Genomic DNA, 26,645 nt, shown 5'->3' with positions numbered 1-26,645 from the left:
GCTTGGGTGAGATGCGCCGGCCGCCGAGGTTCCTCAGCAGTCGAACCACAACGTTCCCTCGCTAGTATTGTAGACGAATTGCGCGGTTGCCCCCGTGGCGGTGCCAGTCGGATCGGCGGCAAAGCGTCTCGGTGCGAGCGTTCCGGTGTTGCCGCCAATGGCAAGGCGATTGCCAAAGGACGAACGCGAGAAATCGAGGACATCCAACCCAGCCGTGAAATCGAGAATAGTGTCGACACCATCGGATTTCGACGTGAAGCGGAAATGATTGGCGCTCGCGCCGCCGCTCAAAATGTCATTACCGGCGCCGCCGGTGATCGTATCGTGTCGTCGAAGCCGAAGATCACGACATTGCCAAAGGCCGGTCAGCGTGTTGGCGCCATTCGTACCTAGGATGACCGGCACGACGTTCGAAGCGTTGCTCATTGCTCTCAACGATGGCATTGGCCGGATCCGCTGGCGAGTTGCTGGCATATTGGCTCACAACAGTGGATGGCGAACGCACCATTCGGCGCTACGTCACGAAAGCCTGTGGGAGTTGCCTACTGAAGGCGCGCTGCACCACGGGCAAAAACCGCGTCATCTCTCGTTGGGAGCATGAGCACGTCGTGGAGAATGTCCAGAAGCGGCTCGACGCTGATCCTCAGGCGATGCGCCGCCGTCGCGAGACAGTCGTGCACCCGTTCGGCACACTGAAGATGCGCATGGGCGCGACGCACTTCCTGACGAAGCGCTTGCCGAAGGTCGCCACTGAGATGGCGCTCCCCGTGCTCGCCTACAATCTCACGCGCGTGATGAACATCATGGGTGCTGGTGCGCTGATCGCGGCGATTCAGGCCTGAGCCAAGATCGCTGTCGCGTGCGTGCCACCCACCTCATCGTCAATCACAGCGGCTCGGCTCGGGCAAGCCATTGAGCCGGTTTCCGGGGCCTCATTATGCCATTTCGGCGCCAATCCGGGCCTCATGGGGCTGTTCAAAGCGCCACCCCGCATTGAAACGTTTTCATGCGGCCAAGACCCAGAGCAGACTCTCAGGACGCCGCCGATACAGCGGAGCGCGCCGTCGCGATGATCGGTACTGTGGTACAGCGCTGCGGCTTGCAGCTCAATTGACATGGCGTTCGCACACAAGCAAACGATTAGTCAGCTTCCCTGTCTAATGTGTCTTGGCGGCAACAGCCCGTGAGAACTTCGAGCCGTCCATCCTCACGCCTTCGTTGTGGCAAATCCAAAAGGTTAAGTCGCTGCGGGATTGGGGCTCCCGGTTGAACACGGGGATCTGTGGCTAGATTTGAATGGGAGGCCGCGGCCGCGCGGCTGGCGACGTTGAAGATTTGGCAAGCAGGCTGTATTGCTGGCGCGCTGACGGCGACTTCGCTTGCCGCCATTGGTCAGGTCGCGGTATCGCGCCCGAGCATCGCAACGCCGAACGCGAGAGTTGCTGATGCATTCAGCGGCATCCCGCTGAATGTGACGATGGTCCTGACAAATGCCAGCGCGGCGTTTCCTACCCCGGTCATCGAGGCGAAATTCGATACAGGATTATCGGCTAATGCGATCGTTGCGGCGGGCTTCAGCGCCGCCGCGCCGGACTCGGTGCTGCCGTCCGATGTGGCCAGTTCGCAAGGGCCAATGTTGCAAGTCGCCAGCCTCGAGGCGGCGCTGCCAGAAAAGGACACAAGGCCACAGCAGGACCGTCCGCCGGCGGCTTCGCTCAATCCGGGCGAAGGCAAGCCGTCCTTTCTGAAGTACTACGTCTACTCGGAGATTCCGCCGCCGGAGAAACCCGCCAAGATCGCCTTGTCGGCGTTGAGCGGCGTTCCGCTTGGAACGCCCGTCCAGGAGATCGAACGTGCCGCCGAAGCGTTCGATGTCGATGTCAATTTCATGAAGGCGGTCGCCAAAATCGAATCCGATTTCAATCCCAAGCAACGCACCGGCTCCTATATCGGTCTCTTCCAGCTTAGCAAGTTTGAGTTCAGCAGATACGGATCGGGCGACATCCTCAATCCTCGCGACAACGCCATGGGTGCCGCCTACAAGTTCCTCAGCGAGGCCGCGTTATTCGAAATAATGACGCACAAGAAGCCGACCTTTTCCGATCTCTACCTGATCCACCAGCAGGGTTGGGAAGGAGCCGCACAACACATCAGCCATCCGCAGCGGATTGCCTGGAAGTCGATGTGCGCAACCCGGGAGGGCTCGGAAAAAGGCGAGCGATGGTGCAAGCGCGCCATCTGGGGCAACACGCTGCCGGCGGTCAAACGCGAATGGAAGTCGGTCGATAGCCTCACCTCGGGCGCGTTCGTGGCGATGTGGCGGGACCGCGTCGACACGCTCTATGCCCGCTACCCGGTGCTAACTGCGGCGGCCGAACGCTCAAAATAGAACAGCTTGCGACCGCCCCCACGCACACGTCCTGGCCCACATTCGTTTCATCGAGAAGGCCAGTCGGCAATCTACTTTTCGGCGCCGGGCAGGTTTGCGTTCCACGTAAAGACTGGGTGGTTGTTCGGCTCCGGCGGCCGGCGTTGATCCAAGCACCTCGAACAGTGCCGCTCCGAGGCCCGGCCTCCTAGATTATTCACAAGCAATCTCGCCGGCTTTTGGCCCGGGGCTGCTGTTCGGCACGCGGCAAAGGTTGACCCGAAGCGGGACATTGCCCCTAGCCCACGAGCGGCCCGCCGTGCGTTGAAGCGGCGCTGCACTGACGCAGGCAGAATGCGACCTGGAGATAGACGTGGAGGCGAGGTCGCGAGCGTCCGAGGGATCCGGGCGAGAGCTCGCAGCACATCAACGGGGGCTGGACCCAGTGATGGCCGTGATCGGATCGAGAGGGATCGCTTGAAGAACGTCAGCTGTTTGGCGTCGTGCGCATCCATGAGCATCGCCAGCATCTTGCCGCGGAACAGGCGCGCCAACACGTTGACGTGGACGAGGAAGTTGGCGCGCGAGGCGATCCATCGTGCGACGTCGAACGAGAGTCCTCCGCGCGGCACGATCATGTGTACGTGTGGGTGATGGGTGAGCGCCGAGCCCCAGGTGTGGAGCACGGCCGTGATAACGATCCGTGCACCGAGACGTTTGGGTCAGCGGCGATGGCGAGCGTTGTCTCGGCCGCCGCCTTCATCAGCAGGTCGTAGATCACGCGCTTGTTCTGGTAGGCGATGTCGCGCAACTCGCTCGGCAGCGTGTACACGACATGGAAGTACGGCACCGGCAACAGCTCGGCTTCGCGGTCGGCCAGCCCTTGGCGTGACGCCGCAGCCTGGCACTTCGGGCAAGGCCGGTGGCGGCAGGAATTGTAGGCGATCTCCGTATGGCCGCATGCTACGTTCTCGCAGCGTGCGACATGCCCGCCGAGCGCCGCCGTGCGGCAGCGCTCGATGGCACTCATCACCTTCAACTGATTGAGGCTGACATGCCCGCGATTGGCCTCGCGCCACGCAGGTCGTGATCGCGGAGAATGTCCGCGAGCTCCAGAGCTGGTCGAGGGCCGATAAGGCCTGCCGGGTGCGGCAGTACCGGATTGGCGGAGCGGTCCGTGTGGAAAATCCAGCCTCTCTGGGGAAAACAGACGAATAGCCCTCGGCGTGTCTTGGCGGGTACAGGCGCTTGCCCCTGCAGGTTCTAGGCTGCTGTCTAGTGTGAGATCGATTCAATACTGAGCGAAGACGTTCTCAAGCACTATCGAGATTGCGCAAGCGACATTACGGACATCGCAGATCCGCTCGCGGACCGAGGCCCGCTGCACTGGTTCGGCCGTACGAAGAGCAAATGGTCGGAGACTAGGATGAAAATCAATTTCAAAGCTGCTGTGGCTACGCCGTTTTGCCCGTGCGAACTCTGCCTGGAGCCAATGAAGTTTTTGGGAGAGCACGGCGGCTCCCGGCTGTTTAGGTGCGATGAGTGCGCCCTCGTAAGCACCCAACGTGCAGGGGCTTTGCCAGCTCGGCAGCCGGAATTTGCGACGAGGAGACCGTCCATGTGGCGCTGACAGGAATGCCCTGAGTTTATACGATCACGCAAGCCATCAGTTCTTCGGCTGCACACTGGTCGGCCACTTGCGTGCATTTGACCGTCCGAGGCCAGAGATCGGCTTGGGAGAACGATTTCGACTAGCATTCAATTCGACGTCCGCTCTCTGGAGCGAATTCGACGTCCAAAGGCTGTAGACCAAGTTTCTGATTTTGGAGAGCCTGTCGAAAATCGAGACGACGACCCGGACGTTGGCGGCCGGCAATCTTGACGTCGAGATCGAGGAGACCGAACGTCACGATGAAATCGGCATCATCGCGCAGTCGATGGTGGAGTTCCGCGACGGGCTGAAGCGCGCCAGGACCTTGCAGGCCGCGGAGGAGGCCGAACGCACCGCGAAAGAACGCCGCGCCAATCTGCTCGACAGCCTCGTAAAGCGTTTTGAACAGGCGATGCATCAGATCGTCGGCAGCGTCAGCACCGCCTCATCGGAGCTGGAATCGACCGCCAGCTCTTTGACCAAGACGGCCAACCACACCCAGCAGCTGGCGGGCGTCGTGACCCGTGCTTCGGAGAATGCCTCACCAATGTCCAGTCGGGGCATCTGCGACAGACGAACTCACCGCCTCGATCCACGAGATCAGTCGCCAGATGCAGGAATCGACCCGGATCGCAGCCGCCGCCGTCGAGCAGGCCCGCGCCACCGACGACCGGATCAACACGTTGTCCGATGCGGCGAACCGGATCGGCGACGTGATCAAGCTGATCACGACGATCGCCGAGCAGACCAATCTTCTGGCGCTCAACGCCACCAGGCCGCCCGGGCGGGAGATGCGGGTCGCGGCTTCGCCGTCGTGGCGCAGGAAGTGAAGGAACTCGCGGCCCAGACCGCGAAGGCAACGGGGAGATCGGGGGTCAGATTACGTCAATCCAGAGCGCGACCAACGATTCCGTGGTCGCCATCAAGCAAATCGGCGATACCATCGCCCAGATATCCGGCATTGCCACCACGATCGCGGCCGCGATCGAGCAAAAGGGCGCGGCGACCACCGAGATCGCCCGCAATGTGCAGAAGGCATCCGACGGGACCCGCGAGGTCTCAGGCAGCATCACCAAGGTCAATGCCGGCGCGCAGCAGACCGGCGCGGCGTCATCGCAGGTGCTGGCCTCCGCCAAGTCGCTGGCCGCCGAGAGCAGCAGGCTTCAGGCCGAAGTCGCGCAATTCCTCAGCGAGGTCCGTGCGGCTTAGAGCGGTTCACGGATTTATTGAATCGGAGGGGATTCCGGGTCTGGGACGAATATGATTCAAGATGCTGGCTGGGCTGGAGGCCAGCATCCGATGGTCCGACCAATTTCCAACGATTTGCGTAAGCGTGCGGTATCCGCTGTTGTCAAAGGTGAGAGCTGCCGATCTGTGGCGGAACGGTTTGGCGTTGCTGTCTCGTCAGTTGTGAAGTGGTCACAGCGTTATCGAACGACCGGCTCGGTAGCGCCTGGCAAGATGGGTGGTCACCGCAAGCCTGTGCTTGATCCGCACCGCGCCTTCATCGTCGAGCGGATCACTCAGACGCCGCACCTGACGCTGCATGGTCTGAAGGCGGAACTGGCAGCCCGTGGGGTCAAGGTCTCACACAATGCGGTCTGGCTGTTCCTGCGCCGGGAAGGGCTGCGGTTCAAAAAAAACACTGTTCGCCCTCGAACAGGCTCGCGCCGACGTCTCTCGTAGGCGCTTGCGTTGGCGAGCCTGGCAGGCCGGGCTCGATCCGGGCCGGCTCGTCTTCATCGATGAGACCTGGATCAAGACCAACATGGCCCCTTTGCGAGGCTGGGGACCCAAAGGGGCGCGCCTGCGCGGCTTCGCTCCGCACGGTCACTGGCGTACCCTCACATTCCTCGGCGCGCTCCGCCATGACCAACTCACGGCACCCTGCGTCTTCGATGGCCCGATCAACGGTGAATGCTTCCGTGGTTACGTAAAGCACATTCTCCTGCCAACCCTGCGTGAAGGCGACATCGTCATTCTCGACAATCTCGGAAGCCATAAGTCGAAAGCCGTCAGGCAAATGATTAAGGCTGCTGGCGCCAGACTCTGGTACCTGCCGCCATACTCGCCCGACCTCAACCCAATCGAACAGGCCTTCTCCAAGATCAAACACTGGATGCGGCAAGCTCAGAAGCGCTCAATCGAGGAGACTTGGCGCCATATCGGTCACCTCGTCCAAGACATCCAGCCTCGCGAATGCGCCAACTACTTCGCCAGCGCCGGTTATGCTTCAATCAAAATGTGAAACGCTCTAGCTCATAGCCGCGAGGCGATCAGAGCAGCAACTGACGATCAGCCGCGAGTTTCTGCTGATTGCCGACGACCTGATTGAATGAAGACGCTGTTGGCAGAGTGTATGAGTCCGGCATTGGCCCGATTGTTGCGTGAAGGCCGTTCGTGTCCCAACAGGTCGTGTCCCCAGTGATGGTGTAGCTCGGTAGAGCAAAGCCGTCCGCCCGCGCGCCCTCAAATAGCGCCGTAGCGGGTGGACGGCTTTGCGGTGGTCACCGGCAATTCGCCGGTAGGGTCGGGTTGCTGACACCAACCTGATTCGAGGAACCACCGATGACCGACGAGATGATGAACCTTCGCGCGCTTGTGGAGAAGGCCCCCGACGCCGACCTGCTGCGCGAGATGATTGGCTTTGCCGCCCAGCGGCTGATGGAGTTGGAGGTCGCCGGGCTGACCGGCGCGGCCTACGGCGAGAAGAACGCCGAGCGCCTGGCCCAGCGCAACGGCTACCGCGATCGGAGCTGGGAGACGCGCGCCGGGGCCGTCGAGCTGCGCATTCCCAAGCTGCGCAAGGGGAGCTACTTCCCGGGTTTCCTGGAGCCGCGCCGGATGGCCGAGAAGGCGCTGACCGCCGTGATCCAGGAAGCTTATGTGCAGGGCGTCTCGACCCGCTCGGTCGACGACCTCGTGCAGGCGATGGGCATGAGCGGGATCTCCAAGAGCCAGGTGAGCCGGCTGTGCGGTGAGATCGACGACAAAGTGAAGGCCTTCCTCGCCCGCCCGATCGAGGGCGACTGGCTGTATCTGTGGATCGACGCCACCTACGTGAAGGTGCGCCAGCAGGGGCGCATCGTCTCGGTCGCGGTGATCGTCGCAGTGGGTGTCAACAGCGATGGCCGGCGCGAGATCCTGGGCATGGATATCGGCCCCTCCGAGGCCGAGACGTTCTGGACCGCGTTCTTGCGCAAGCTCGCCCGCCGCGGGCTGCGCGGCGTCAAGCTCGTGATCTCCGATGCGCATGAGGGCATCAAGGCCGCCGTCAGTAAGGTGCTCAATACCGCTTGGCAGCGCTGCCGCGTCCACTTCATGCGCAACGTCCTGGCACATGCTGGCAAGAGCGGCCGGCGCGTCGTCTCCGCCTTCATCGCCACCGCCTTCGCCCAGGACGATGCCGAAGCGGCCAGGACGCAATGGCGCAAGGTCGCAGATCAGCTCCGTCCCAAACTGCCAAAGCTCGCCGCCTTCATGGATGACGCCGAGCCCGACGTGCTGGCCTATATGAGCTTCCCGGCTCCGCACCGTGCCAAACTGCATTCGACCAATCCGATCGAGCGCCTCAACGGTGAGATCAAGCGGCGGACCGAGGTGGTCGGCATCTTCCCAAACGAGGACGCCATTGTCCGCCTCGTCGGTGCGATCCTGCTCGAACAGAACGACGAATGGGCCGTCCAGCGCGCCCGCTACATGACGCTGGAAACCATCGCTCCCTTGAGCGATGATCCCATCGTCGGCTTGCCCGCCGTGGCAGGCTGATGCCTTCCGACCCGCCGGAAAATTGGCGGTGGCCTGCTGTCAGTTACACCACGCCACGGGGCACGATCGTCCCAACATCCCGCGACGACTCAAGCGCCATGCGCTTGGTCAGCTGATGAGAATGCACTTGACGGACAGACCTAGCCATACAGTGAGTCCGTGGTCGCCGTTTGAGCCAGCCCCCAAACGTCGCCATTTAGTACAGAGGCCGCCTCAGTGGCGGCCTCTTTCATTTAAGAAACGTCGTCTCCCATCCGCCTCGAGCGGTGTCGGAATCCAAAGGGGCCACCTCTCGGCAGCCCCTTGCCGGTTGCAATAATTGTTCGGGATGAAATACCAGCCCCGGCCCTCGTATTCCAACTGATCCAAGTCACCCGGTGGAGTCCGGGATAACACGGTGTTTCAATACCGGAACTTGTCTTCTGCCCCAGTTACTCTCCCTATTTGACCTTAGGTTGGAGAGTGTGATTCGATCGTCTTAATTGGCCGGCTTGACCGTTTTCGGCTTTTGCCTAGATCAAATCTATTCCAACGCACAGATCCCAAGCTCGTGCTGAGCGATACGACCGAACCGGAAGCCAGAGGAGTTGTCGCTCAAGCTTACCAGCGAGGCGAGATCCGATGGCGTCGCATACGTTTTCCTTTTTCCGTGCTTCCGGAGAACAGATTCCATGTCGCCAACGAATTCCCTGTTCCGGTGGGGCGCATCGCGCCGCGTCGTTTTGGAATTTCCGCGGATTTTCAGGTGTTTTTTGCCAGTTCTCGTTGCGAAGCCGGCCCCGCGACGGGCATTTTCCCTGTAAACTTTCCTGTTGGCAGGGAAACGATAGTTTTGCTTTCCTTGATTAGCTTTTCGATTGGCCCGATCACAACATCAGCGTGATGGACGATGCCGAGCGCCTTGTAGGCGTCAGCGCCGAGCAGACATGATGCGATCTGATCTGACTAGGTCGGGGGCCGGAGCCCGGGAGAATTGACCCACTCATCTATGTGGGCCGCCGTGTCGGCTTGGTTGGCCTTCCTCTGAAGCTCCTCTCTGTCCTCGCCGGCAGGCTTTGTTTTCGCGCGCTCACGGCTCTCCTGCGTGACTTTCGAAAGCTGGTCTTGAGGAGAGACTGTCTGCCCAAAAACGTATCGCATGACGCTACTCCCGCGTTGGCGAAATCGCGACTTTCGAATTTACGGCTGACGTGATGCTGGTCGAACGAAGTTTCTACCTTCCTGCTCCCGAACGCCAGTTCTTTTTTAATCGGCTTCAAAAGAGGCGACCATTCTTGGCACCTGCATGTTGTCCTTTGCCATCACGCATCTGCTCTATTTCCGTGCCGGTCATCAGGAAATCGGAGATCTGGTTCGCACGTTGCGAAGAGCTCGCATCGTTTACGAGCCCGGTCAATTGATCGCAGAACCCTTTGGCATGACGGCATTTTGCGTCTCGCGTTGAGCATTGATCGAAGCTGCGGGTCGTAAATCACGACCTTGTCCCGGAGGAGATGGTCGAGATCGACGGCGCTCGCATGCGGCGCCCGATCTTGACAACCATTAAAGCAGAAATAACGATCGGCCCGTCGCGTTCAGACGGACCGCGCTTGTTTCGGGTTTGTGCCGAAGGTGGCAAATGAGTACCGATAAATTACAGGCGTTGAGCGATACCATTGCCGGCATACTCAACGAGCCGCCATCACCGGTCACTTATTTTGATCCCGAGCCCCATGACGAGGCCTCGGCCGGCGAACGCGCAGCAAAGGGTTTTGACGACCTTGCGCATGGCATTGACGCTCCGAAGGGAAGCTTCGGAAAGCTGAGCTCCCGCGAAGCCGGCATTTCAGGACATCCGGCGCCTGAAGCGCAAATTGAGAGCCAGCGCAGAGCTTCGGACCACGTCGATGTTGCGGCGGGCCCGGGACAACCATCGAAGCTGGAAGCCGCAAGCCTCCGGCGGAACCCTCGGGCACCGGGCGTCGACGTGGTTAGGCCGGCGGTCTCGGGCCGTCGGACTTCGCTGCGCCGCTGGGGTGCGTTCGTCCTGGCGGCGATCATGCTGGCTACCGGACTTGGTGTCACGGCTGTTGTCTGGTTGGGGCCGTCCGGAGACGCCGCGAAGGCGAATTCGCAAACCTCGCCTGCGATCGCGGCCGTGTCAGCGGCTCTACCGCCAGAGTTGGCGGCATTGCTGCAGTCGATGTCGCACGATCTCGCAAGTCTGAGAGGCGATATCGAGCAGCTCAAGCGTGGTCGCGAACAGATGGCCCGCGACAGCGCCGACTTCGGCGAGCAGTTCAGGGCCAGCCAGGATCAGTTGGGCCGCTCCGTCGCCAGGCTTTCCGATCAAGTGAAGGCTGGTCAGGAGTTGGCGGAGCGCGACAATGCGAACGCAGCCGAGCAGATCAAGGCTGTCAGGGATCAACTGATCCGTCTGGAGCAGAATGCGGCGCCCAAGAAGCTCACGCCTCCGCAGCCGCGCGTGGCAGCTCCCGCTGCGCCGGCCCCCGCGCCAACGGCCTCGTCGCCGCAGGCTGCAACGCAGCCGGCGGCCGCAAAACCAAAGCCGATGCCGACGCGGGCGGCTCCGCCAGCGGCCGTGCCCGCACCGCCTGCGCGCTGACCAGAGGTTCCACTGGCGGGCCGGGCCGTCCTGGCGCCTGGGCGACGTTAAAATATGGCAGTATGGTTCACCGTAGTAGAACGGAATCCACATGGCACTTCAGTACCGGTAGGGTGTTGATGCCGGGGCTGGCATTTCAGTACGGACAAGCATTTCAACCGGCAAGGGGCCGCTCTCTGAGCGGCCCCTTTCAGTTTGGCCAGGTCAATGGAAAGGAAGCCCGCCTCCGGCAAAAAGCGGTGGAGGCGGGCCACGTCCGTTTTGCGGCGCCGGTCCACCCGGGGCTGGCGAGGGTTCCGTCGCGCGCGAGTGGAACCCTAGCACCATGGAACCCCGCGTCGAAATCCGCAGGAATACCGAGGCCTAAAACCGAGTTAAGCACTTTTACGGATGGCTGACGCCGGACGATCATGAATCCGATGCGAAGAGGGGGGGGGCGCTGCGAGCGGTCCCGTCGGGGGCTTCGTCCCGAACCGCAGCAAGCCGGGGCTTGCGGTTGCGATTTGCCGAAATCGGACAGGCTCATTAGTCTTTCCTGAATTTTTGTCCGGCACTATCAGGACGACGCGGCAATTTCAGCGCCGTGTGCTTCGGCCGGCGGCCGAGGAGTGCCTGATTTCGCAAGGGCGTCTCGCGTCGGCGGGGCTGATTGGTCCGGCAGGCGGCGGGCTGCGACTCGATTGAATTTTCAAATCCGGGTTTCGTCCTGATATGTCTCATTCACTACCACCCGAAAAACGCGCAATGGCACGGGTCGAGTTCTCGCGCGGCGTCGAGGTGCACATGGTGGCCATCGACGGAACGTGGAGCCGGCAATGTCAGATGACCGACGTGGCCGAAGCCGGAGCGAAGCTCAAGATCGAAGGATCGATCGAAGGTCTTGCGCTGAAGGAGTTCTTCCTGCTGCTTTCGACGACCGGGGCGGCCTTCCGCCGCTGCGAGCTGGCCTGGATCAACGGCGACCAGGTCGGAGTTCACTTCCTGCGCGGCAAGAACCTGAGCAAGCGGTGAGTTGTCGTGGAGGAACGTCGCAGGCAGCAGCGCGCGACAGTTGACGAGGTCGCATACATCGCCGGCGACGGATCCAGCATGCGATGCCGCGTGGTCAGTCTTTCCGATCTCGGCGCCGCCATCGAGATGGCGGACAAGGTCTACGTCAGACCCCGCATCAAGCTGATGCTGGAGAAGGATCGCATCATCCGGGATTGCCGTGTCGTCTGGTCCAGCGGAAATCGTATCGGAGTTGAATTCCTGGACTAGGATCACATGGTCGGTGCCTTTGGGTTCCCCAAAACCGTTCAGGAGAAAATCGGAACCAATGCCGGGTGCCGGGTGGGCCGGGCCGCCCTTGCTCAAACCGCGTTTTTTTACGGCAGATTTATCTTTAACGACCAAGATTTAGGCTTGCATCGGGGGATGGCCTGGACAAGTGTGACTGATCCATGGGCACATTTTACCCTTCGGATGGCGAGAGAATTTAGGCGCATCTTTTTTTGGATTTTACGAATGAGAACGCTGTTCATCATCCTCGGCATTTGGTTGCTGATCAACGTTCTCTTCGTCCTCGTGATGATCCCGCCGCGTAAGCCGCGGACCGCGAACGTCGCCGGCAGATCGCACGGGGCCACCCCTGTCGCAGCCGGGATGAACTATGGCGCGGCCGAAACTCAGGACGAGAGCGTTTCGCTGCGCCATGTCGTCATCGCCATTGCGCTTGGCGCGTTCTTCTCGTTAACGCCGCCGCTGCTCGAAGCCTACGATGCAGTCAAGGGATTGGTCGGCAAGCGCCTGCCCGGATCGAAAGTGAGCCGGGGTGGACCCGATGGGGACGCGCAAGCGGGAGAGGGCTGACATGCCTTCTCTGCCTGCGCGGCGCTGGCGGGCCGCGCGGCAGCTCGGTCGATCAGCTCACCAATAGGGGTTGATGCGATATGGCCGCGGATACTGGCCGCGATAGTAGATGATTCCGGGTCCAGCGACGGGTCGGTGTCGGAAGCGCGAATTGGAGAGGTCGACGGCGATCGCTCGCACGTCGTGGCCCACGAAAACGGGATACTCATAACTGAAGAGGTAGCCGTCGTCCGCAACGGGCGCATATTGCCCATAGAAGGACGGGCCCTGGCCGTATCCAGACCCCCACGCATTTTCGACGGTGGGAAGGCCGCCCGTTCCCATCCGCGTTCCGCCAGCAGCGGCCGGTCCTGATGTCATGAGGGTGCCGATCCCAAGAAGCGCGGCAGCCGCCAGGATGTAAGAAGTGCCTCGCATCGCGTTTCTCCTCTCGAATTGGGTGTTGGAAACAGGATTAGACACAGCTGAGGCTATCCGCTCTCGAATGATAACGGTAGCGATTAGGGGCGCGTGCCTGGCCCTGAGTTAGCAGTTGCAAAAACGATAACGCTTGCCTCGGTTAATCGGATCGATAGTCTTTGTCACTTTAAAGATGTTCATTTCAGCAGGGGCTTCGGGTGACAAACGATACCGCTGTGTTTGATGCGTTGCGCTTCGATCCACAAGAAGGCCAGATAGCGACCGGAAGGATAGGAACGCGCGAGGCAATTCTGCGAGACGGTCTGCTGATCGATCCATCCACGCTTGCTTATTGCCCGCATCAATGGATCGACGGCAGCGGTTACCTCGATCTCGATCTGACGAGGCAATTTCCTTACTCGCTCGCGCTCTGATGGACCGCGCTCAGTTCGGCCCAAGGACAGCGTCGATCTGACGGCTGTCCCTTCTGACGATGATGATGGTTCCGTTGCGGATCGCGAATCTCGCGCCGAGCAGTTTGGGCACTTTTTCGGTGACCGGCGAAGGGAAGGGGATCGTCGCTCCGGGAAGCGGATCGCCAACCGCCGGCGCCGCGGAGGATCCGGCGGCTGGTGCCGGTTTGATATAGTCGCGAATGAGTTGAATCTCCTCCCGCGACAGAGTGAGAGGCGCTTGCTGCAGCGGATTGTCTGCTGCCCGTTTGCTGCGTTCTTCCCGCGCCTTCTCGTCGGCCTGCCGTGCTTTTTCTGCCTCGAACCGCGAAAGCCGCTCCTTCATCGGCGACAGCTCTCGCTGCAGGGAGGAGATCTCCGTCTGCAGCGACCTGATCTGTCGCAGAGCAATTACGGCGCCGGCGCAGATGATGACGACCAGCAGGCTGATGAGCGCAACGACGATTCCATTGACGCTCGTTCCTCGGCTGACCGTCCGCGCTTTCGGCAGATCCTCCTCGATGTGCCGCCGCCACAGCGCGGCTAGCCGATGCAGCAGCCGGGCAATTGCTTCGAACGTGCGCGCTCGCCAGTCGCCATTGTCCGGTGCAGGATCTGGTTCGCGTGAGGGGAGGCGGCGGGCCGTTGCGTCTGTCCCGGGAGCGTCCGAGCCTTGGCCGGAGTGGGGTTCGGTCTCCTCGCGGAGATCAGGATTGAGCATCCTCGAGCGCACTTCGGGGCCAATCAGATGATCGGTGTTTTCAAGCGACTTCGACTGAGGCGACGACCGATCGGGCAGGGCCTCGATGACCGAGCGGCCCGCTTGCGTGATCTCCAGGCTGTCGCCATTCACGACGGCAAGCCCGGCCTCGATCAGCTCGATTCCGGCGGAGACCTGCTGCTCTATCCGGTCCTCGATGTCCCCATTCTCGTCGTGCGCCTGGAGTTGCTGCTCGAGCTCGGCAAACGCAATCCGTCCGTTCGGACGACTCGCAAGTGCAGCAAGGATGGCGAGATTGGCTTGCACGGCGACCACGTTGATCAGGCAGGAGGCCGAAGCCGGCGAAACAAGCGAGCAACCCGGTCGGCGCTCAACTATTCGCCCGCGAAGGCCTTGATTGGAAACTCCCGCTTTGGCACTGTCGCGCATTAGCGCATGAAGATCGAGGGCAACATGCCGAAATTGCTGGCCGCAACCGCCATTTCCCTGACAGTTATGTTCGTTTCAAGCGCCGCTCACAGCGATCCCTATCCCTTCGGCGACGAGCCGTATCGTCTGGATTTCGGTCCCGCGCCGCAGATCGACGCAGGCTGCTGGAAGTGGAACTGGCAGCAGTATCAATGGAATAATTACTGCCCGGTCTACGTTCAGCCCAAGGCCTATATGCATCCGAGGCCGCAGGGGGCCGTGCTGCGTAGCAAGGGCTGATCGACTCGCCTTTTGCTCCTCGCCCTAGTGGGCGAGGGTGCAGGCGATCTGGCCGTGCTTGCCGAAGTTCAGCAGGGCATTTTCGCGGAAGCCGTCGAGCCAGATGCCCCGTCCGGCGTAGCGATAACCGACGCCCATTGGAATCAGCCGGACATGCGCCCCGCCTCGCCCGGTGTGCAGGGATGCCGTCACAACCTCACCGGCAACCGAGACCGCGATCGGGCAGAGCGGGTATTGCTTGCCATTCTCGCAGACAAACACCAGTTCGCTGCAGCTTCCGACCGCTGCGGGTGAGGCCATCAGGCCCAGATCGGCCGCGCTGGCCTGGGGCGCACCGATGGCCAGACCCAGAAAGGCCGCTGCCCAAAAAAATCCACTGAATCTGCTCTGCATCGCAGCCCCCAAAAGCGAGAAATATTCGACTAAAAGAGCAAAAATGGCCTCGAAGGTCAATCAGCGCGGGCTTGTTTTGAAGCGCGCAGAACCCTTCGCCGCGCGTGCGGCTCGTCTAGCGCCTGCCCGACTCGATTTAACTATCGGCGTGCCTCGCGGCCGGCCTTTCGGCAGATGAACTCACCCGTGATCCGACCTGCTCCCTGTTACCGAAATGCCGCGCTCGCCGGAATTAATCTGCGTGAACTGGCGTTTAAGCCCTGCCATTGATGGTCCGTAATGGCGCGTGGTTGACCGACCGTCCGACACCGTGACAAGAAGTCGCGTGGGGAGCAGGCGTAGTCGCGCGCGATTCGAAACAGCAGGTCCGGCAAGCGGGTCTTCCGTAATTTGACGGAGCGCTCGCGATGTTAATGTTTGCTTTACGGCGGTGCCTGAACCTGAGGCGGTGCTTTTTGGCCGTGCGGCTATTCCTTGGGGGAGCAAGCGAGCAGGTATGGAGACCATGACCACAGGCCGGCGTTCAATCCTTGCGACCTCTTTCGTGCGTTGTGCTGCTCTGGCGCTTCTGATCACCTCGACCACCGCCGTGGCCAAGGCGGATGAATTCCAGGGGCCGACCTTCCGTAAAGGTCTTTGGCACTTCGTTCGTACGCTCGATATGGTCGCTCATCGCAAGCCGAAGCACCGGTTGCTCGAGCGGGAGCTGACGGCCTGTGTCGATCCGACCGTCTCCATGAAGGCGACGTTCTCCTCTCCCTCGGTCGGCAGCTGCGTCTCCGCGAGACCCGAAAAGAAGAACAATCAATACACTTTCGCGAACCGTTGCGATTTCATGGGGCCCGTCAGCACGGTGATCACGGTTCACAGCGAGGAGTCCTACACTGAGCAGAACGAACTGAGCGACGGGCAGATGCCGAGGGTCGAGCTGGTCGTGGCACATCGGATCGGCGATTGTGGCGCAGGTGCTGAGCAGAGCTCGGGCGCAAAGACGCTGTCGCACTGACGGCTGCATCTCCGGTTTCCGAGCCGCAACAGCGCGGGCCCTTGCGTCGACCCCGCAGACGCGGAAATATCGGCGCGTTCGGGGATGAGGCGCGTCATGAGGCCGTTGACTGGAATCGTCTGCTCCATGTCGCTGTGCGCCCTGATTGACGCGGCGGCAGCCCAAGACACGCGACCGACCGCCGCACGACCCGGCCTAGCCGAGCTGGTCAAGATCGAGTCATTCCAGACGACGCGGCGGGCCGACAATTACGGAATCGCCAGCTTTGTGCTGTCCAACGGCACCGACAAGAAGATCGACAGTGTCGAGCTGACCTGCTGGATGGATGACGATCGAGACCGCGCCACGACAGTTCTGGTGTGGGCCAACCAGCCCGTCCCCGCGCATGCGAGCTACCAGTTCAAGAACGTCAATATCGGCGTGGTCGGACCGAACTCGCGCAGCCAATGCGAGGTCACGCGGGTGGACTGAATTCGAGCCCGGTCGAAGGCGCAATGTTGGCGCCGAACCCGCAATGATATTTTGCCCTAGAGCGTTTCACATTTTGATTGAAGCATAACCGGCGCTGGCGAAGTAGTTGGCGCATTCGCGAGGCTGGATGTCTTGGACGAGGTGACCGATATGGCGCCAAGTCTCCTCGATTGAGCGCTTCTGAGCTTGCCGCATCCAGTGTTTGATCTTGGAGAAGGCCTGTTCGATTGGGTTGAGGTCGGGCGAGTATGGCGGCAGGTACCAGAGTCTGGCGCCAGCAGCCTTGATCATTTGCCTGACGGCTTTCGACTTATGGCTTCCGAGATTGTCGAGAATGACGATGTCGCCTTCACGCAGGGTTGGCAGGAGAATGTGCTTTACGTAACCACGGAAGCATTCACCGTTGATCGGGCCATCGAAGACGCAGGGTGCCGTGAGTTGGTCATGGCGGAGCGCGCCGAGGAATGTGAGGGTACGCCAGTGACCGTGCGGAGCGAAGCCGCGCAGGCGCGCCCCTTTGGGTCCCCAGCCTCGCAAAGGGGCCATGTTGGTCTTGATCCAGGTCTCATCGATGAAGACGAGCCGGCCCGGATCGAGCCCGGCCTGCCAGGCTCGCCAACGCAAGCGCCTACGAGAGACGTCGGCGCGAGCCTGTTCGAGGGCGAACAGTGTTTTTTTTGAACCGCAGCCCTTCCCGGCGCAGGAACAGCCAGACCGCATTGTGTGAGACCTTGACCCCACGGGCTGCCAGTTCCGCCTTCAGACCATGCAGCGTCAGGTGCGGCGTCTGAGTGATCCGCTCGACGATGAAGGCGCGGTGCGGATCAAGCACAGGCTTGCGGTGACCACCCATCTTGCCAGGCGCTACCGAGCCGGTCGTTCGATAACGCTGTGACCACTTCACAACTGACGAGACAGCAACGCCAAACCGTTCCGCCACAGATCGGCAGCTCTCACCTTTGGCAACAGCGGATACCGCACGCTTACGCAAATCGTTGGAAATTGGTCGGACCATCGGATGCTGGCCTCCAGCCCAGCCAGCATCTTGAATCATATTCGTCCCAGACCCGGAATCCCCTCCGATTCAATAAATCCGTGAACCGCTCTAGATCTTCTGGCCGCCGGGGCCCGCGACGTTGACCGTAATCTTTTGAATCTCGGTCCGTCCGCCGGGATACTTGACCTCGATGGTCAGCGTATCGTCGCCGACAAAGTCCGGCGGCGATTTGTAGAAGGCCACGTAAGCCGGCACTTCCAGCGCCAGGCAGGCCTTGTAGTTGGTCGCCTTCACCTTGCCGGGCTTGACGACGACCTTCCCCGAGGTCGGGGAGGTTGCCAACCGGATGGTCGGCAGCGGGCCGGAGGTGCAATCGGGCCTGACGTTGATGTAAAGCCCGATTTGAGTGTCCTTGTTCGGCTGGGCCTTGACCGTGCGTTCGACCATCTGTGTCTCAGGCGCCGGCTGGTTTTGAGCGGCGGCGGCATGCAATCCGAAAGATCCTGCCAGCACGGCCGTTACCAGTAATTTCCTCATCCTTTGCTCCAGCTGCCGCCCTCCGGCTTGGAGCGACAAGCGCAGAGGCGGCGTTAATCCGACCCGTTTTGCGACATGTCGCGGCCGCGCGATCCCTTTACCACATCCTGATCGAAAGCATTGATTAACCAAATAGTTTTCTTGACCCCCAACGGGGTTAACAATAGCTTAAAGATACACTTCGACGTAAATTTGCCTGCAATTTTTCACTTCACGGCCTTTTGGCGGAGAGATTTCATGAATGAGCAATTTCGAGTTGCCCAGGCTACTGCTGGAAATTCGAACAACGCCTCGCCGCCACGCATCTTCAAGTTGACCAAGCCATTCGCCGATCAGGCGGTCGTTTTGAATCTCGGTTATGACCAGAAGGTTCAAGTCGACTTTTCGGCTATTGCGAACGAGAAGATCACGCTCGTTCATATCGGCGAAAAGCTGATCATTCTTTTCGACAATCACGCCACGGTGACGATCGAGCCGTTCTTCGACTCGCGCCACGATCAACTCGGCAATCTCACAATCCAGGTTGCGCCGGGGCGCGATCTGACCGTCGCTGAATTTGCCAGCGCCTTCCCGATCATCAATGATCCGTCCGCTGCTTCCGCCGTTCTCCCCGCGGCCGGCGATTCGCTGGGTCAGAACAATGCGCAGGCGAGCGGGGCGAACTTCAGCCCGTTCACGGTCGACCCTCTGCCGCCGGTGCCGACCAACGTGTTGGCCCCCCAGGAGGACCTGCCGGGCCTTCAGATCCAGCTTCCGACTGGCTTCATTCCGCAGACGCCCCTGCCTGAGTCTCCGACCATCACGCTCGGTACGCTGCCGAACCTGACAGTGGACGAGAGCTTCCTGACGGCCGCGACGAACGGCATCAACGGCACCATGCCTGGTCTCGCGAGCACGACGGTTTCGGGTCTGTTGCCCGTCACGCTCAATGTGCCGGGCGGCCAGCAGTCGCTGACCTTCGCGCTGTCGATCAGTGCGCCGGGTGTGGACACCGGACTGATCGATTCGCAGACCGGGAATCATGTGTTTCTGTTCGTTGAGAACGGAGTCGTGGTCGGCCGCGAAGGCAAGGATGCGGCTGCAGCGGTCAATGGCCCGCGGGATTTCACGCTGTCCGTCGACGCCACCGGCAAGCTGACGCTGACGGATCTGCGCTCGGTGCATGAAGGCACGGGCGAACACGGCGACATAAGCGAGGGCACGCATGTGCCTGCCGGTCTGGTCTCGCTCACGGTCACCGTGACCGACAACATCAACCAGAGCGCAAGCGCGAGCATCGACGTCGGCCCGCATCTGACGTTGCAGGACGATGGTCCGTCGATTCAGGTCGTGCTGGAGGGTGAGGAGCGAACGCTTCCGAATTTGATCGTCGACGAGAGCAACCTGACGGCTGCGACCAACGGCATCGACGGCTCGATCCACAACGGCAACAACACGGCGAGCGCGTTTTTCGGCGGCTTTTTCCAGTCGGTGAGCGGCGCGGACGGCGTGCCGGATTCCGAGCACCCGATCAGCTACGCGCTGTCGATCGATGCGTCCAAGTCGAGCGGCCTCGTCGACGCGCAGAGCGGCGAAGCTGTCGTGCTGGTGATGAACGGCACGACGGTGGAAGGCCACACTGCGGCAAGCGACCTGCTGGTGTTCACGCTGTCGGTCGACAGCATTGGCATGGTGACGTTCACGGATTATCGCGCGGTGAAGGAGGCCGACGGCACCAGCCCGGATCTCAACGAGGGCATCAGCCTTGCCAGCGGTGCGGTGAAGCTGACGGGGACGATCACCGACAATGACGGCGACACGGCGAGCGCTGGCATCGATCTCGGCCCGCAGCTGACGTTCCTTGACGATGGTCCGTCGATTCACGTCGTCGTGGAGGGTGAGGAGCGAACGCTTCCGAATCTGATCGTCGACGAGAGCAACCTGACGGCTGCGACCAACGGCATCGATGGCTCGATCCACAATGGCAACAACACGGCAAGCGCATCGTTCGGCAGCGTGTTCGCCGCGGTGAGCGGCGCGGACGGTGTGGCGGATCCGCAGCATCCGATCAGCTATGCGCTGTCGATCGATGCCTCCAAGTCGACGGGCCTGGTGGACGCGCAGACCAATGAAGGCGTCGTGCTGGTGATGAACGGCACGATCGTGGAAGGCCACACCGCGTCGAGCAACCTGCTGGTGTTCACGCTCCAGGTCGACAGCGACGGCAATGTGACGTTCACGGATAACCGCGCGGTGAAGGAAGCCGACGGAACCAATCCGGACGGCAATGAAGGCATCAGCCTGGCCAGCGGCGTGGTGACGCTGACGGCGACGATCACCGACAATGACGGCGATACGGCAGCCACGAGCATCGACCTCGGCAAGCAGGTGACTTTCCTGGACGACGGCCCGAGCATCACGGTAAGTGGAGAGGCGCCGACGCTGACGGTCGACGAGACCGTGCTGGCGACCAACGCCACGGCGAGCTTCGCGGGTGCGTTCACGCCGCTGTTCGGCGCGGACGGCCCGCTGGATGCGAACCATGACGGTGTGGCCGACGCGGGTGCGGTGACCTACACGCTTGGCGTGGTGGCGGGTCCGTCCGGTCTGGTCGACACCTTGACCGGCCAGGATGTGATCCTGTCGCTGGCGGGCGGCCAGGTGGAAGGCCGCACGGCGCTGGGCAACGATCTGGTGTTCACGGTTGCCGTGGACGCGGCGGGCAATGTGACGCTGGATCAGCTGCGTGCGGTGGTTCACCCCGATCCCAGCAATCCGGACGACAGCACGACGCTGGCGGCAGCGAATCTGATCACGCTGACGGCGACGGTGACCGACGGTGACCACGACACCAACCAGGCGTCGCTGGACATCGGCCAGTCGCTGACTTTCCTGGACGACGGCCCGAGCATCACGGTGACGACGACGGCGCCGGCGGATGCGCTGGTGGTCGACGAGACCAACCTTGCGATCAACGCGTCGGCGAACTTTGCCGACAACTTCACGGTGGTCAGCAGTTACGGTGCGGACGGTGCCGGCACGATCGCGTCGGCCTATACGCTCGGCGTCAAGAGCGCGAGCGTGGATTCCGGCCTGATCGACGTCGCGACCGGACAGCACGTCCTGCTGGTGCTGAACGGCAATACGGTCGAGGGCCATGTCGGGGCGACGGCGACGCTGGCCTTTACGGTCAGCGTGAGCGGTGCCGGCGTCGTGACGCTGGACCAGATGCGCGCGCTGCAGCATCCGGATGCGACCAGTCCGGACGACACGGTGACGCTGTCGGCGGCGGACCTGATCACGCTGACACGGGCCGACACCATCACGGACAGGGACGGCGATTCCGCCACCAGCTCGTCCAGCATCAACATCGGCCAGGCGCTGAGCTTCCACGACGACGGCCCGAGCATCACGGTGACGACGACGGCGCCGGCGGATGCGCTGGTGGTCGACGAGACCAACCTTGCGATCAACGCGTCGGCGAACTTTGCCGACAACTTCACGGTGGTCAGCAGTTACGGTGCGGACGGTGCCGGCACGATCGCGTCGGCCTATACGCTCGGCGTCAAGAGCGCGGGCGTGGATTCCGGCCTGATCGACGTTGCGACCGGACAGCACGTCCTGCTGGTGCTGAACGGCAATACGGTCGAGGGCCATGTCGGGGCGACGGCGACGCTGGCCTTTACGGTCAGCGTGAGCGGTGCCGGCGTCGTGACGCTGGACCAGATGCGCGCGCTGCAGCATCCGGATGCGACCAGTCCGGACGACACGGTGACGCTGTCGGCGGCGGACCTGATCACGCTGACACGGGCCGACACCATCACGGACAGGGACGGCGATTCCGCCACCAGCTCGTCCAGCATCAACATCGGCCAGGCGCTGAGCTTCCACGACGACGGCCCGAGCATCACGGTGACGACGACGGCGCCGGCGGATGCGCTGGTGGTCGACGAGACCAACCTTGCGATCAACGCGTCGGCGAACTTTGCCGACAACTTCACGGTGGTCAGCAGTTACGGTGCGGACGGTGCCGGCACGATCGCGTCGGCCTATACGCTCGGCGTCAAGAGCGCGGGCGTGGATTCCGGCCTGATCGACGTTGCGACCGGACAGCACGTCCTGCTGGTGCTGAACGGCAATACGGTCGAGGGCCATGTCGGGGCGACGGCGACGCTGGCCTTTACGGTCAGCGTGAGCGGTGCCGGCGTCGTGACGCTGGACCAGATGCGCGCGCTGCAGCATCCGGATGCGACCAGTCCGGACGACACGGTGACGCTGTCGGCGGCGGACCTGATCACGCTGACACGGGCCGACACCATCACGGACAGGGACGGCGATTCCGCCACCAGCTCGTCCAGCATCAACATCGGCCAGGCGCTGAGCTTCCACGACGACGGCCCGAGCATCACGGTGACGACGACGGCGCCGGCGGATGCGCTGGTGGTCGACGAGACCAACCTTGCGATCAACGCGTCGGCGAACTTTGCCGACAACTTCACGGTGGTCAGCAGTTACGGTGCGGACGGTGCCGGCACGATCGCGTCGGCCTATACGCTCGGCGTCAAGAGCGCGGGCGTGGATTCCGGCCTGATCGACGTTGCGACCGGACAGCACGTCCTGCTGGTGCTGAACGGCAATACGGTCGAGGGCCATGTCGGGGCGACGGCGACGCTGGCCTTTACGGTCAGCGTGAGCGGTGCCGGCGTCGTGACGCTGGACCAGATGCGCGCGCTGCAGCATCCGGATGCGACCAGTCCGGACGACACGGTGACGCTGTCGGCGGCGGACCTGATCACGCTGACACGGGCCGACACCATCACGGACAGGGACGGCGATTCCGCCACCAGCTCGTCCAGCATCAACATCGGCCAGGCGCTGAGCTTCCACGACGACGGCCCGAGCATCACGGTGACGACGACGGCGCCGGCGGATGCGCTGGTGGTCGACGAGACCAACCTTGCGATCAACGCGTCGGCGAACTTTGCCGACAACTTCACGGTGGTCAGCAGTTACGGTGCGGACGGTGCCGGCACGATCGCGTCGGCCTATACGCTCGGCGTCAAGAGCGCGGGCGTGGATTCCGGCCTGATCGACGTTGCGACCGGACAGCACGTCCTGCTGGTGCTGAACGGCAATACGGTCGAGGGCCATGTCGGGGCGACGGCGACGCTGGCCTTTACGGTCAGCGTGAGCGGTGCCGGCGTCGTGACGCTGGACCAGATGCGCGCGCTGCAGCATCCGGATGCGACCAGTCCGGACGACACGGTGACGCTGTCGGCGGCGGACCTGATCACGCTGACACGGGCCGACACCATCACGGACAGGGACGGCGATTCCGCCACCAGCTCGTCCAGCATCAACATCGGCCAGGCGCTGAGCTTCCACGACGACGGCCCGAGCATCACGGTGACGACGACGGCGCCGGCGGATGCGCTGGTGGTCGACGAGACCAACCTTGCGATCAACGCGTCGGCGAACTTTGCCGACAACTTCACGGTGGTCAGCAGTTACGGTGCGGACGGTGCCGGCACGATCGCGTCGGCCTATACGCTCGGCGTCAAGAGCGCGGGCGTGGATTCCGGCCTGATCGACGTTGCGACCGGACAGCACGTCCTGCTGGTGCTGAACGGCAATACGGTCGAGGGCCATGTCGGGGCGACGGCGACGCTGGCCTTTACGGTCAGCGTGAGCGGTGCCGGCGTCGTGACGCTGGACCAGATGCGCGCGCTGCAGCATCCGGATGCGACCAGTCCGGACGACACGGTGACGCTGTCGGCGGCGGACCTGATCACGCTGACACGGGCCGACACCATCACGGACAGGGACGGCGATTCCGCCACCAGCTCGTCCAGCATCAACATCGGCCAGGCGCTGAGCTTCCACGACGACGGCCCGAGCATCACGGTGACGACGACGGCGCCGGCGGATGCGCTGGTGGTCGACGAGACCAACCTTGCGATCAACGCGTCGGCGAACTTTGCCGACAACTTCACGGTGGTCAGCAGTTACGGTGCGGACGGTGCCGGCACGATCGCGTCGGCCTATACGCTCGGCGTCAAGAGCGCGGGCGTGGATTCCGGCCTGATCGACGTTGCGACCGGACAGCACGTCCTGCTGGTGCTGAACGGCAATACGGTCGAGGGCCATGTCGGGGCGACGGCGACGCTGGCCTTTACGGTCAGCGTGAGCGGTGCCGGCGTCGTGACGCTGGACCAGATGCGCGCGCTGCAGCATCCGGATGCGACCAGTCCGGACGACACGGTGACGCTGTCGGCGGCGGACCTGATCACGCTGACACGGGCCGACACCATCACGGACAGGGACGGCGATTCCGCCACCAGCTCGTCCAGCATCAACATCGGCCAGGCGCTGAGCTTCCACGACGACGGCCCGAGCATCACGGTGACGACGACGGCGCCGGCGGATGCGCTGGTGGTCGACGAGACCAACCTTGCGATCAACGCGTCGGCGAACTTTGCCGACAACTTCACGGTGGTCAGCAGTTACGGTGCGGACGGTGCCGGCACGATCGCGTCGGCCTATACGCTCGGCGTCAAGAGCGCGGGCGTGGATTCCGGCCTGATCGACGTTGCGACCGGACAGCACGTCCTGCTGGTGCTGAACGGCAATACGGTCGAGGGCCATGTCGGGGCGACGGCGACGCTGGCCTTTACGGTCAGCGTGAGCGGTGCCGGCGTCGTGACGCTGGACCAGATGCGCGCGCTGCAGCATCCGGATGCGACCAGTCCGGACGACACGGTGACGCTGTCGGCGGCGGACCTGATCACGCTGACACGGGCCGACACCATCACGGACAGGGACGGCGATTCCGCTACCAGCTCGTCCAGCATCAACATCGGCCAGGCGCTGAGCTTCCACGACGACGGCCCGACAACGATCTCGCCCGACCACGCCATTCTGAACAACAGTGTCGGCGCGAGCTTTACCGGATACCTCGACTTCGACCATAACATCGACAACAACGTCGGGGCTGATCAGCTTGGAAAGATTTCGTTCGCAAACATAACGAACGGCGAATTGGCGGTCGGCGTCGTAAATGGGAATAACGCTACTCTCACCTCCGGCGGGCAGAACATTCATCTTTACCTGGTGGATAACGACTCCAACCCGACCACTCCTGATCAACTGCAGGGCTGGATCGGGAGCGCGCCTGGCGGCGGCGGCACGGAAGTGTTCGCCGTTACCTTGAACCCGGATGGCAGCCTTGCCACCAGCAATGATTTGTACACCGTGCAACTCTTCGCTCAGATCGGTGCGACGGAGACCCGAACCGTCAACGACTTCTCGTCGCTCGGTCAGAACACGCAGCAGTTCAAGGCGTTGGATGTCGCCAATACGACTCAGGATCTGCTGTTCTCGGGTTATGTGCAGCAACCCAACGGAACGTCCAATGCGTCGAGCGGAAGTTCCGTGTCTGCGAGTACAACGGGCATTGGCGTCGCCAACAATTCGATGAATGACGGCGACAATCTGCGAATTGATTTCGTCAACAGCGCAACGGTCACGAGCGGGAATAACAACCAGTACAATTATTCGACGCACTACAACATCAATGACTTCCAGTTCGGTATCGTTCAGGTGAACGGCAGTCCGCCCGCCGACTCGATCGAAGTCTGGGTGCGGATCTACAACGCCAATGATGACACGTCGGGCAACACGACGGCCACGGATTCCCAGCATCTCGCCGATGATCCTCAGATCAGCACGATCACGGCAATCGAAGTGAACGGGGTCAGCGTCAATCTGGCCTCGCTGACCACGGACGGCAATGGGGGGTACCTGGTCACAGGGCTGGACCTTCACGATACGGTTCTGGTGCACGCGTCGGGCACCGGTTACAACCGGATCGAAATCGAGAACGCGCTGCAGACGCCGACTTTCAATAATCCCGCACTCAATGGCGAGGCATTTGACATCGGCACGTTCTCTTATGTGTCGACGGCGACAACCATCCCGTCAGTTGGCATGTCGTTCGACGTGGCATTGACGGACGCGGACGGCGACAGCTCAACGAGTAGCCTGGGCATGACGTTGGTATCGCCCGGAACGCTGTTTAACGATTACTCCGCGTCCGGAACGGGTGTTACGGCTACGGTCGGCGATCCGCTCGATCCGCAAGCCAACATCAAGGGATCCAACTTCAACGATACGTTGACCGGTAATTCAGCCGCCAACGTCTTGTCTGGCGGTCCGGGCGATGACACCCTCCGCGGAATGGCAGGCGATGACATCCTGATCGGCGGTGCGGGCAACGACAAGTTTGTGCTGGAAGCCACGGCCGCCCTCAACGGTCACGATACGATCGCGGATCTGCAGAGCACCGACGGCATCTTTGTAGACGTTGCCAGCCAGGCCTTGACGATTGGCACAGCAGCGTCGATCACGGCCGCTCAATTCGTCTCATCGAGCGCGGCGGTACCGAACGAAGCATCCGCCGGAGCGTGGAACGGAGCGGCGAACAGCTTCTTCTTCAACAACACCACGCACGAACTTTGGTACTCTGCAAACGGCACCGGTACGGATAAGGTCGACCTGGCGCATATCTCGACCGGGGTTCCTGCTGCAGCGAACGTTCATACCTTCTAACGCGACGGCCGTGGCGGACATGCTCTCGGCTGATTGACGATGGCAAGGCGACATGCGGCGGCAAGGCGATGGTTCGCCTTGTCGGCGCTCGCGCCTTGCGTTCGGCAAGTCGCAACATCCGCAGGTGCAGAT

General features: G+C 62.1%; 21 protein-coding genes and 3 pseudogenes. 17 read left to right on the top strand and 7 right to left on the bottom strand.

Going from position 1 to position 26,645, the window contains the following annotated elements; translation table 11 throughout:
• Positions 1-33: 33 nt before the first annotated feature.
• Complete coding sequence (locus tag ACRQ5Q_RS27485; protein WP_439393001.1) at positions 34-426, bottom strand: hypothetical protein; 393 nt, start codon at positions 424-426, stop codon at positions 34-36.
• A gap of 29 nt (positions 427-455) precedes the next feature.
• Here ACRQ5Q_RS27485 and ACRQ5Q_RS27480 point away from each other — a divergent pair.
• Together ACRQ5Q_RS27480 and ACRQ5Q_RS27475 are read left to right on the top strand one after the other, a co-directional pair.
• Positions 456-842, top strand: a pseudogene (locus tag ACRQ5Q_RS27480) (transposase); the annotation flags it as partial.
• Between the two features lie 440 nt (positions 843-1,282).
• Positions 1,283-2,389 (top strand): transglycosylase SLT domain-containing protein, encoded by a 1,107-nt coding sequence (locus ACRQ5Q_RS27475; protein ID WP_439392999.1) that lies wholly within the window; start codon positions 1,283-1,285, stop codon positions 2,387-2,389.
• A 458-nt stretch (positions 2,390-2,847) separates the two neighbouring features.
• On the opposite strand, the pseudogene ACRQ5Q_RS27470 reads toward ACRQ5Q_RS27475, so the two are convergent.
• Positions 2,848-3,502, bottom strand: a pseudogene (locus tag ACRQ5Q_RS27470) (IS91 family transposase); the annotation flags it as partial.
• Between the two features lie 689 nt (positions 3,503-4,191).
• Here ACRQ5Q_RS27470 and ACRQ5Q_RS27465 point away from each other — a divergent pair.
• The 10 genes and pseudogenes from ACRQ5Q_RS27465 to ACRQ5Q_RS27420 all read left to right on the top strand — a co-directional run.
• Positions 4,192-4,272, top strand: a pseudogene (locus tag ACRQ5Q_RS27465) (hypothetical protein); the annotation flags it as partial.
• Between the two features lie 358 nt (positions 4,273-4,630).
• On the top strand, positions 4,631-4,849 hold the full coding sequence (locus tag ACRQ5Q_RS27460; RefSeq protein ID WP_439399976.1) for a hypothetical protein: 219 nt from the start codon (positions 4,631-4,633) through the stop codon (positions 4,847-4,849).
• A complete protein-coding gene (locus tag ACRQ5Q_RS27455) occupies positions 4,834-5,283 on the top strand; it encodes a hypothetical protein (protein WP_439399884.1) in 450 nt (149 codons plus the stop codon). The genes ACRQ5Q_RS27460 and ACRQ5Q_RS27455 overlap by 16 nt, the downstream gene beginning before the upstream one ends.
• Before the next feature lie 35 nt (positions 5,284-5,318).
• Positions 5,319-6,267, top strand: a protein-coding gene (locus tag ACRQ5Q_RS27450; RefSeq protein WP_439392998.1) for an IS630 family transposase whose coding sequence is annotated in 2 segments (ribosomal slippage) — positions 5,319-5,654 and positions 5,656-6,267 — 948 coding nt in all. Because the reading frame shifts where the segments join, the coding sequence is not laid out codon by codon here.
• A gap of 320 nt (positions 6,268-6,587) precedes the next feature.
• Positions 6,588-7,787: an IS256 family transposase gene (locus ACRQ5Q_RS27445; protein ID WP_439392260.1), complete on the top strand. Its 1,200-nt coding sequence runs from the start codon at positions 6,588-6,590 to the stop codon at positions 7,785-7,787.
• A 550-nt stretch (positions 7,788-8,337) separates the two neighbouring features.
• A complete protein-coding gene (locus tag ACRQ5Q_RS27440; RefSeq protein WP_439392996.1) occupies positions 8,338-8,670 on the top strand; it encodes a hypothetical protein in 333 nt (110 codons plus the stop codon).
• Positions 8,671-9,405: 735 nt separating this feature from the next.
• Entirely contained in the window at positions 9,406-10,392 is a 987-nt protein-coding gene (locus ACRQ5Q_RS27435; RefSeq protein ID WP_439392995.1) for a hypothetical protein, read from the top strand.
• Positions 10,393-11,136: 744 nt separating this feature from the next.
• Positions 11,137-11,403: a PilZ domain-containing protein gene (locus ACRQ5Q_RS27430; RefSeq protein ID WP_439392993.1), complete on the top strand. Its 267-nt coding sequence runs from the start codon at positions 11,137-11,139 to the stop codon at positions 11,401-11,403.
• 6 nt (positions 11,404-11,409) lie between these two features.
• Positions 11,410-11,652 (top strand): PilZ domain-containing protein, encoded by a 243-nt coding sequence (locus tag ACRQ5Q_RS27425; RefSeq protein ID WP_260384772.1) that lies wholly within the window; start codon positions 11,410-11,412, stop codon positions 11,650-11,652.
• Between the two features lie 6 nt (positions 11,653-11,658).
• Positions 11,659-12,243 (top strand): hypothetical protein, encoded by a 585-nt coding sequence (locus ACRQ5Q_RS27420; protein WP_439392991.1) that lies wholly within the window; start codon positions 11,659-11,661, stop codon positions 12,241-12,243.
• A gap of 57 nt (positions 12,244-12,300) precedes the next feature.
• Here ACRQ5Q_RS27420 and ACRQ5Q_RS27415 read toward each other — a convergent pair whose 3' ends face one another.
• A complete protein-coding gene (locus ACRQ5Q_RS27415) occupies positions 12,301-12,660 on the bottom strand; it encodes a hypothetical protein (RefSeq protein WP_439392990.1) in 360 nt (119 codons plus the stop codon).
• Positions 12,661-12,860: 200 nt separating this feature from the next.
• Between ACRQ5Q_RS27415 and ACRQ5Q_RS27410 the strand changes: the two genes are divergently transcribed.
• Complete coding sequence (locus ACRQ5Q_RS27410) at positions 12,861-13,076, top strand: hypothetical protein (RefSeq protein ID WP_439374585.1); 216 nt, start codon at positions 12,861-12,863, stop codon at positions 13,074-13,076.
• Positions 13,077-13,086: 10 nt separating this feature from the next.
• On the opposite strand, the gene ACRQ5Q_RS27405 is transcribed toward ACRQ5Q_RS27410, so the two are convergent.
• Positions 13,087-14,244: a hypothetical protein gene (locus tag ACRQ5Q_RS27405; protein WP_439392989.1), complete on the bottom strand. Its 1,158-nt coding sequence runs from the start codon at positions 14,242-14,244 to the stop codon at positions 13,087-13,089.
• Positions 14,245-14,250: 6 nt separating this feature from the next.
• Here ACRQ5Q_RS27405 and ACRQ5Q_RS27400 point away from each other — a divergent pair, with 6 nt between their 5' ends.
• Positions 14,251-14,523, top strand: coding sequence for a hypothetical protein (locus ACRQ5Q_RS27400; RefSeq protein ID WP_439374587.1), 273 nt, complete (start codon positions 14,251-14,253; stop codon positions 14,521-14,523).
• 24 nt (positions 14,524-14,547) lie between these two features.
• Here the strand turns inward: ACRQ5Q_RS27400 and ACRQ5Q_RS27395 are convergent, their stop codons facing one another.
• Positions 14,548-14,976 carry a hypothetical protein gene (locus ACRQ5Q_RS27395; protein ID WP_439374588.1) on the bottom strand — a complete coding sequence of 143 codons (429 nt, stop codon included), beginning with the start codon at positions 14,974-14,976 and terminating at the stop codon, positions 14,548-14,550.
• A gap of 445 nt (positions 14,977-15,421) precedes the next feature.
• On the opposite strand from ACRQ5Q_RS27395, the gene ACRQ5Q_RS27390 reads away from it, so the two are divergent.
• Together ACRQ5Q_RS27390 and ACRQ5Q_RS27385 are read left to right on the top strand one after the other, a co-directional pair.
• Positions 15,422-15,922 (top strand): hypothetical protein, encoded by a 501-nt coding sequence (locus ACRQ5Q_RS27390; RefSeq protein ID WP_439392987.1) that lies wholly within the window; start codon positions 15,422-15,424, stop codon positions 15,920-15,922.
• Between the two features lie 96 nt (positions 15,923-16,018).
• Entirely contained in the window at positions 16,019-16,393 is a 375-nt protein-coding gene (locus ACRQ5Q_RS27385) for a hypothetical protein (RefSeq protein WP_439392985.1), read from the top strand.
• Positions 16,394-16,459: 66 nt separating this feature from the next.
• On the opposite strand, the gene ACRQ5Q_RS27380 is transcribed toward ACRQ5Q_RS27385, so the two are convergent.
• Positions 16,460-17,408, bottom strand: a protein-coding gene (locus tag ACRQ5Q_RS27380; protein ID WP_439368321.1) for an IS630 family transposase whose coding sequence is annotated in 2 segments (ribosomal slippage) — positions 16,460-17,071 and positions 17,073-17,408 — 948 coding nt in all. Because the reading frame shifts where the segments join, the coding sequence is not laid out codon by codon here.
• A 90-nt stretch (positions 17,409-17,498) separates the two neighbouring features.
• Positions 17,499-17,837 (bottom strand): hypothetical protein, encoded by a 339-nt coding sequence (locus ACRQ5Q_RS27375; RefSeq protein ID WP_283026134.1) that lies wholly within the window; start codon positions 17,835-17,837, stop codon positions 17,499-17,501.
• A gap of 327 nt (positions 17,838-18,164) precedes the next feature.
• Between ACRQ5Q_RS27375 and ACRQ5Q_RS27370 the strand changes: the two genes are divergently transcribed.
• Complete coding sequence (locus ACRQ5Q_RS27370) at positions 18,165-26,513, top strand: DUF5801 repeats-in-toxin domain-containing protein (protein WP_439392983.1); 8,349 nt, start codon at positions 18,165-18,167, stop codon at positions 26,511-26,513.
• The last annotated feature ends 132 nt before the right edge of the window (positions 26,514-26,645 follow it).

The organism is Bradyrhizobium sp. PMVTL-01 (assembly GCF_051861855.1).
Lineage (GTDB): Bacteria > Pseudomonadota > Alphaproteobacteria > Rhizobiales > Xanthobacteraceae > Bradyrhizobium.
Note: the sequence above shows the minus strand (reverse complement) of the source record. Positions and strands in the feature narration are given on the sequence as shown.

Excerpts from the sequence above, each read along its gene's own strand:
- ACRQ5Q_RS27485 (WP_439393001.1), bottom strand. The coding sequence starts at position 426 with ATGAGCAACGCTTCGAACGTCGTGCCGGTCATCCTAGGTACGAATGGC.
- ACRQ5Q_RS27460 (WP_439399976.1), top strand. The coding sequence starts at position 4,631 with ATGCAGGAATCGACCCGGATCGCAGCCGCCGCCGTCGAGCAGGCCCGC.
- ACRQ5Q_RS27445 (WP_439392260.1), top strand. The coding sequence starts at position 6,588 with ATGACCGACGAGATGATGAACCTTCGCGCGCTTGTGGAGAAGGCCCCC.
- ACRQ5Q_RS27435 (WP_439392995.1), top strand. The coding sequence starts at position 9,406 with ATGAGTACCGATAAATTACAGGCGTTGAGCGATACCATTGCCGGCATA.
- ACRQ5Q_RS27430 (WP_439392993.1), top strand. The coding sequence starts at position 11,137 with ATGGCACGGGTCGAGTTCTCGCGCGGCGTCGAGGTGCACATGGTGGCC.
- ACRQ5Q_RS27420 (WP_439392991.1), top strand. The coding sequence starts at position 11,659 with ATGGTCGGTGCCTTTGGGTTCCCCAAAACCGTTCAGGAGAAAATCGGA.
- ACRQ5Q_RS27415 (WP_439392990.1), bottom strand. The coding sequence starts at position 12,660 with ATGCGAGGCACTTCTTACATCCTGGCGGCTGCCGCGCTTCTTGGGATC.
- ACRQ5Q_RS27405 (WP_439392989.1), bottom strand. The coding sequence starts at position 14,244 with ATGCGCGACAGTGCCAAAGCGGGAGTTTCCAATCAAGGCCTTCGCGGG.
- ACRQ5Q_RS27400 (WP_439374587.1), top strand. The coding sequence starts at position 14,251 with ATGAAGATCGAGGGCAACATGCCGAAATTGCTGGCCGCAACCGCCATT.
- ACRQ5Q_RS27390 (WP_439392987.1), top strand. The coding sequence starts at position 15,422 with ATGACCACAGGCCGGCGTTCAATCCTTGCGACCTCTTTCGTGCGTTGT.
- ACRQ5Q_RS27385 (WP_439392985.1), top strand. The coding sequence starts at position 16,019 with ATGAGGCCGTTGACTGGAATCGTCTGCTCCATGTCGCTGTGCGCCCTG.
- ACRQ5Q_RS27375 (WP_283026134.1), bottom strand. The coding sequence starts at position 17,837 with ATGGTCGAACGCACGGTCAAGGCCCAGCCGAACAAGGACACTCAAATC.
- ACRQ5Q_RS27370 (WP_439392983.1), top strand. The coding sequence starts at position 18,165 with ATGAATGAGCAATTTCGAGTTGCCCAGGCTACTGCTGGAAATTCGAAC.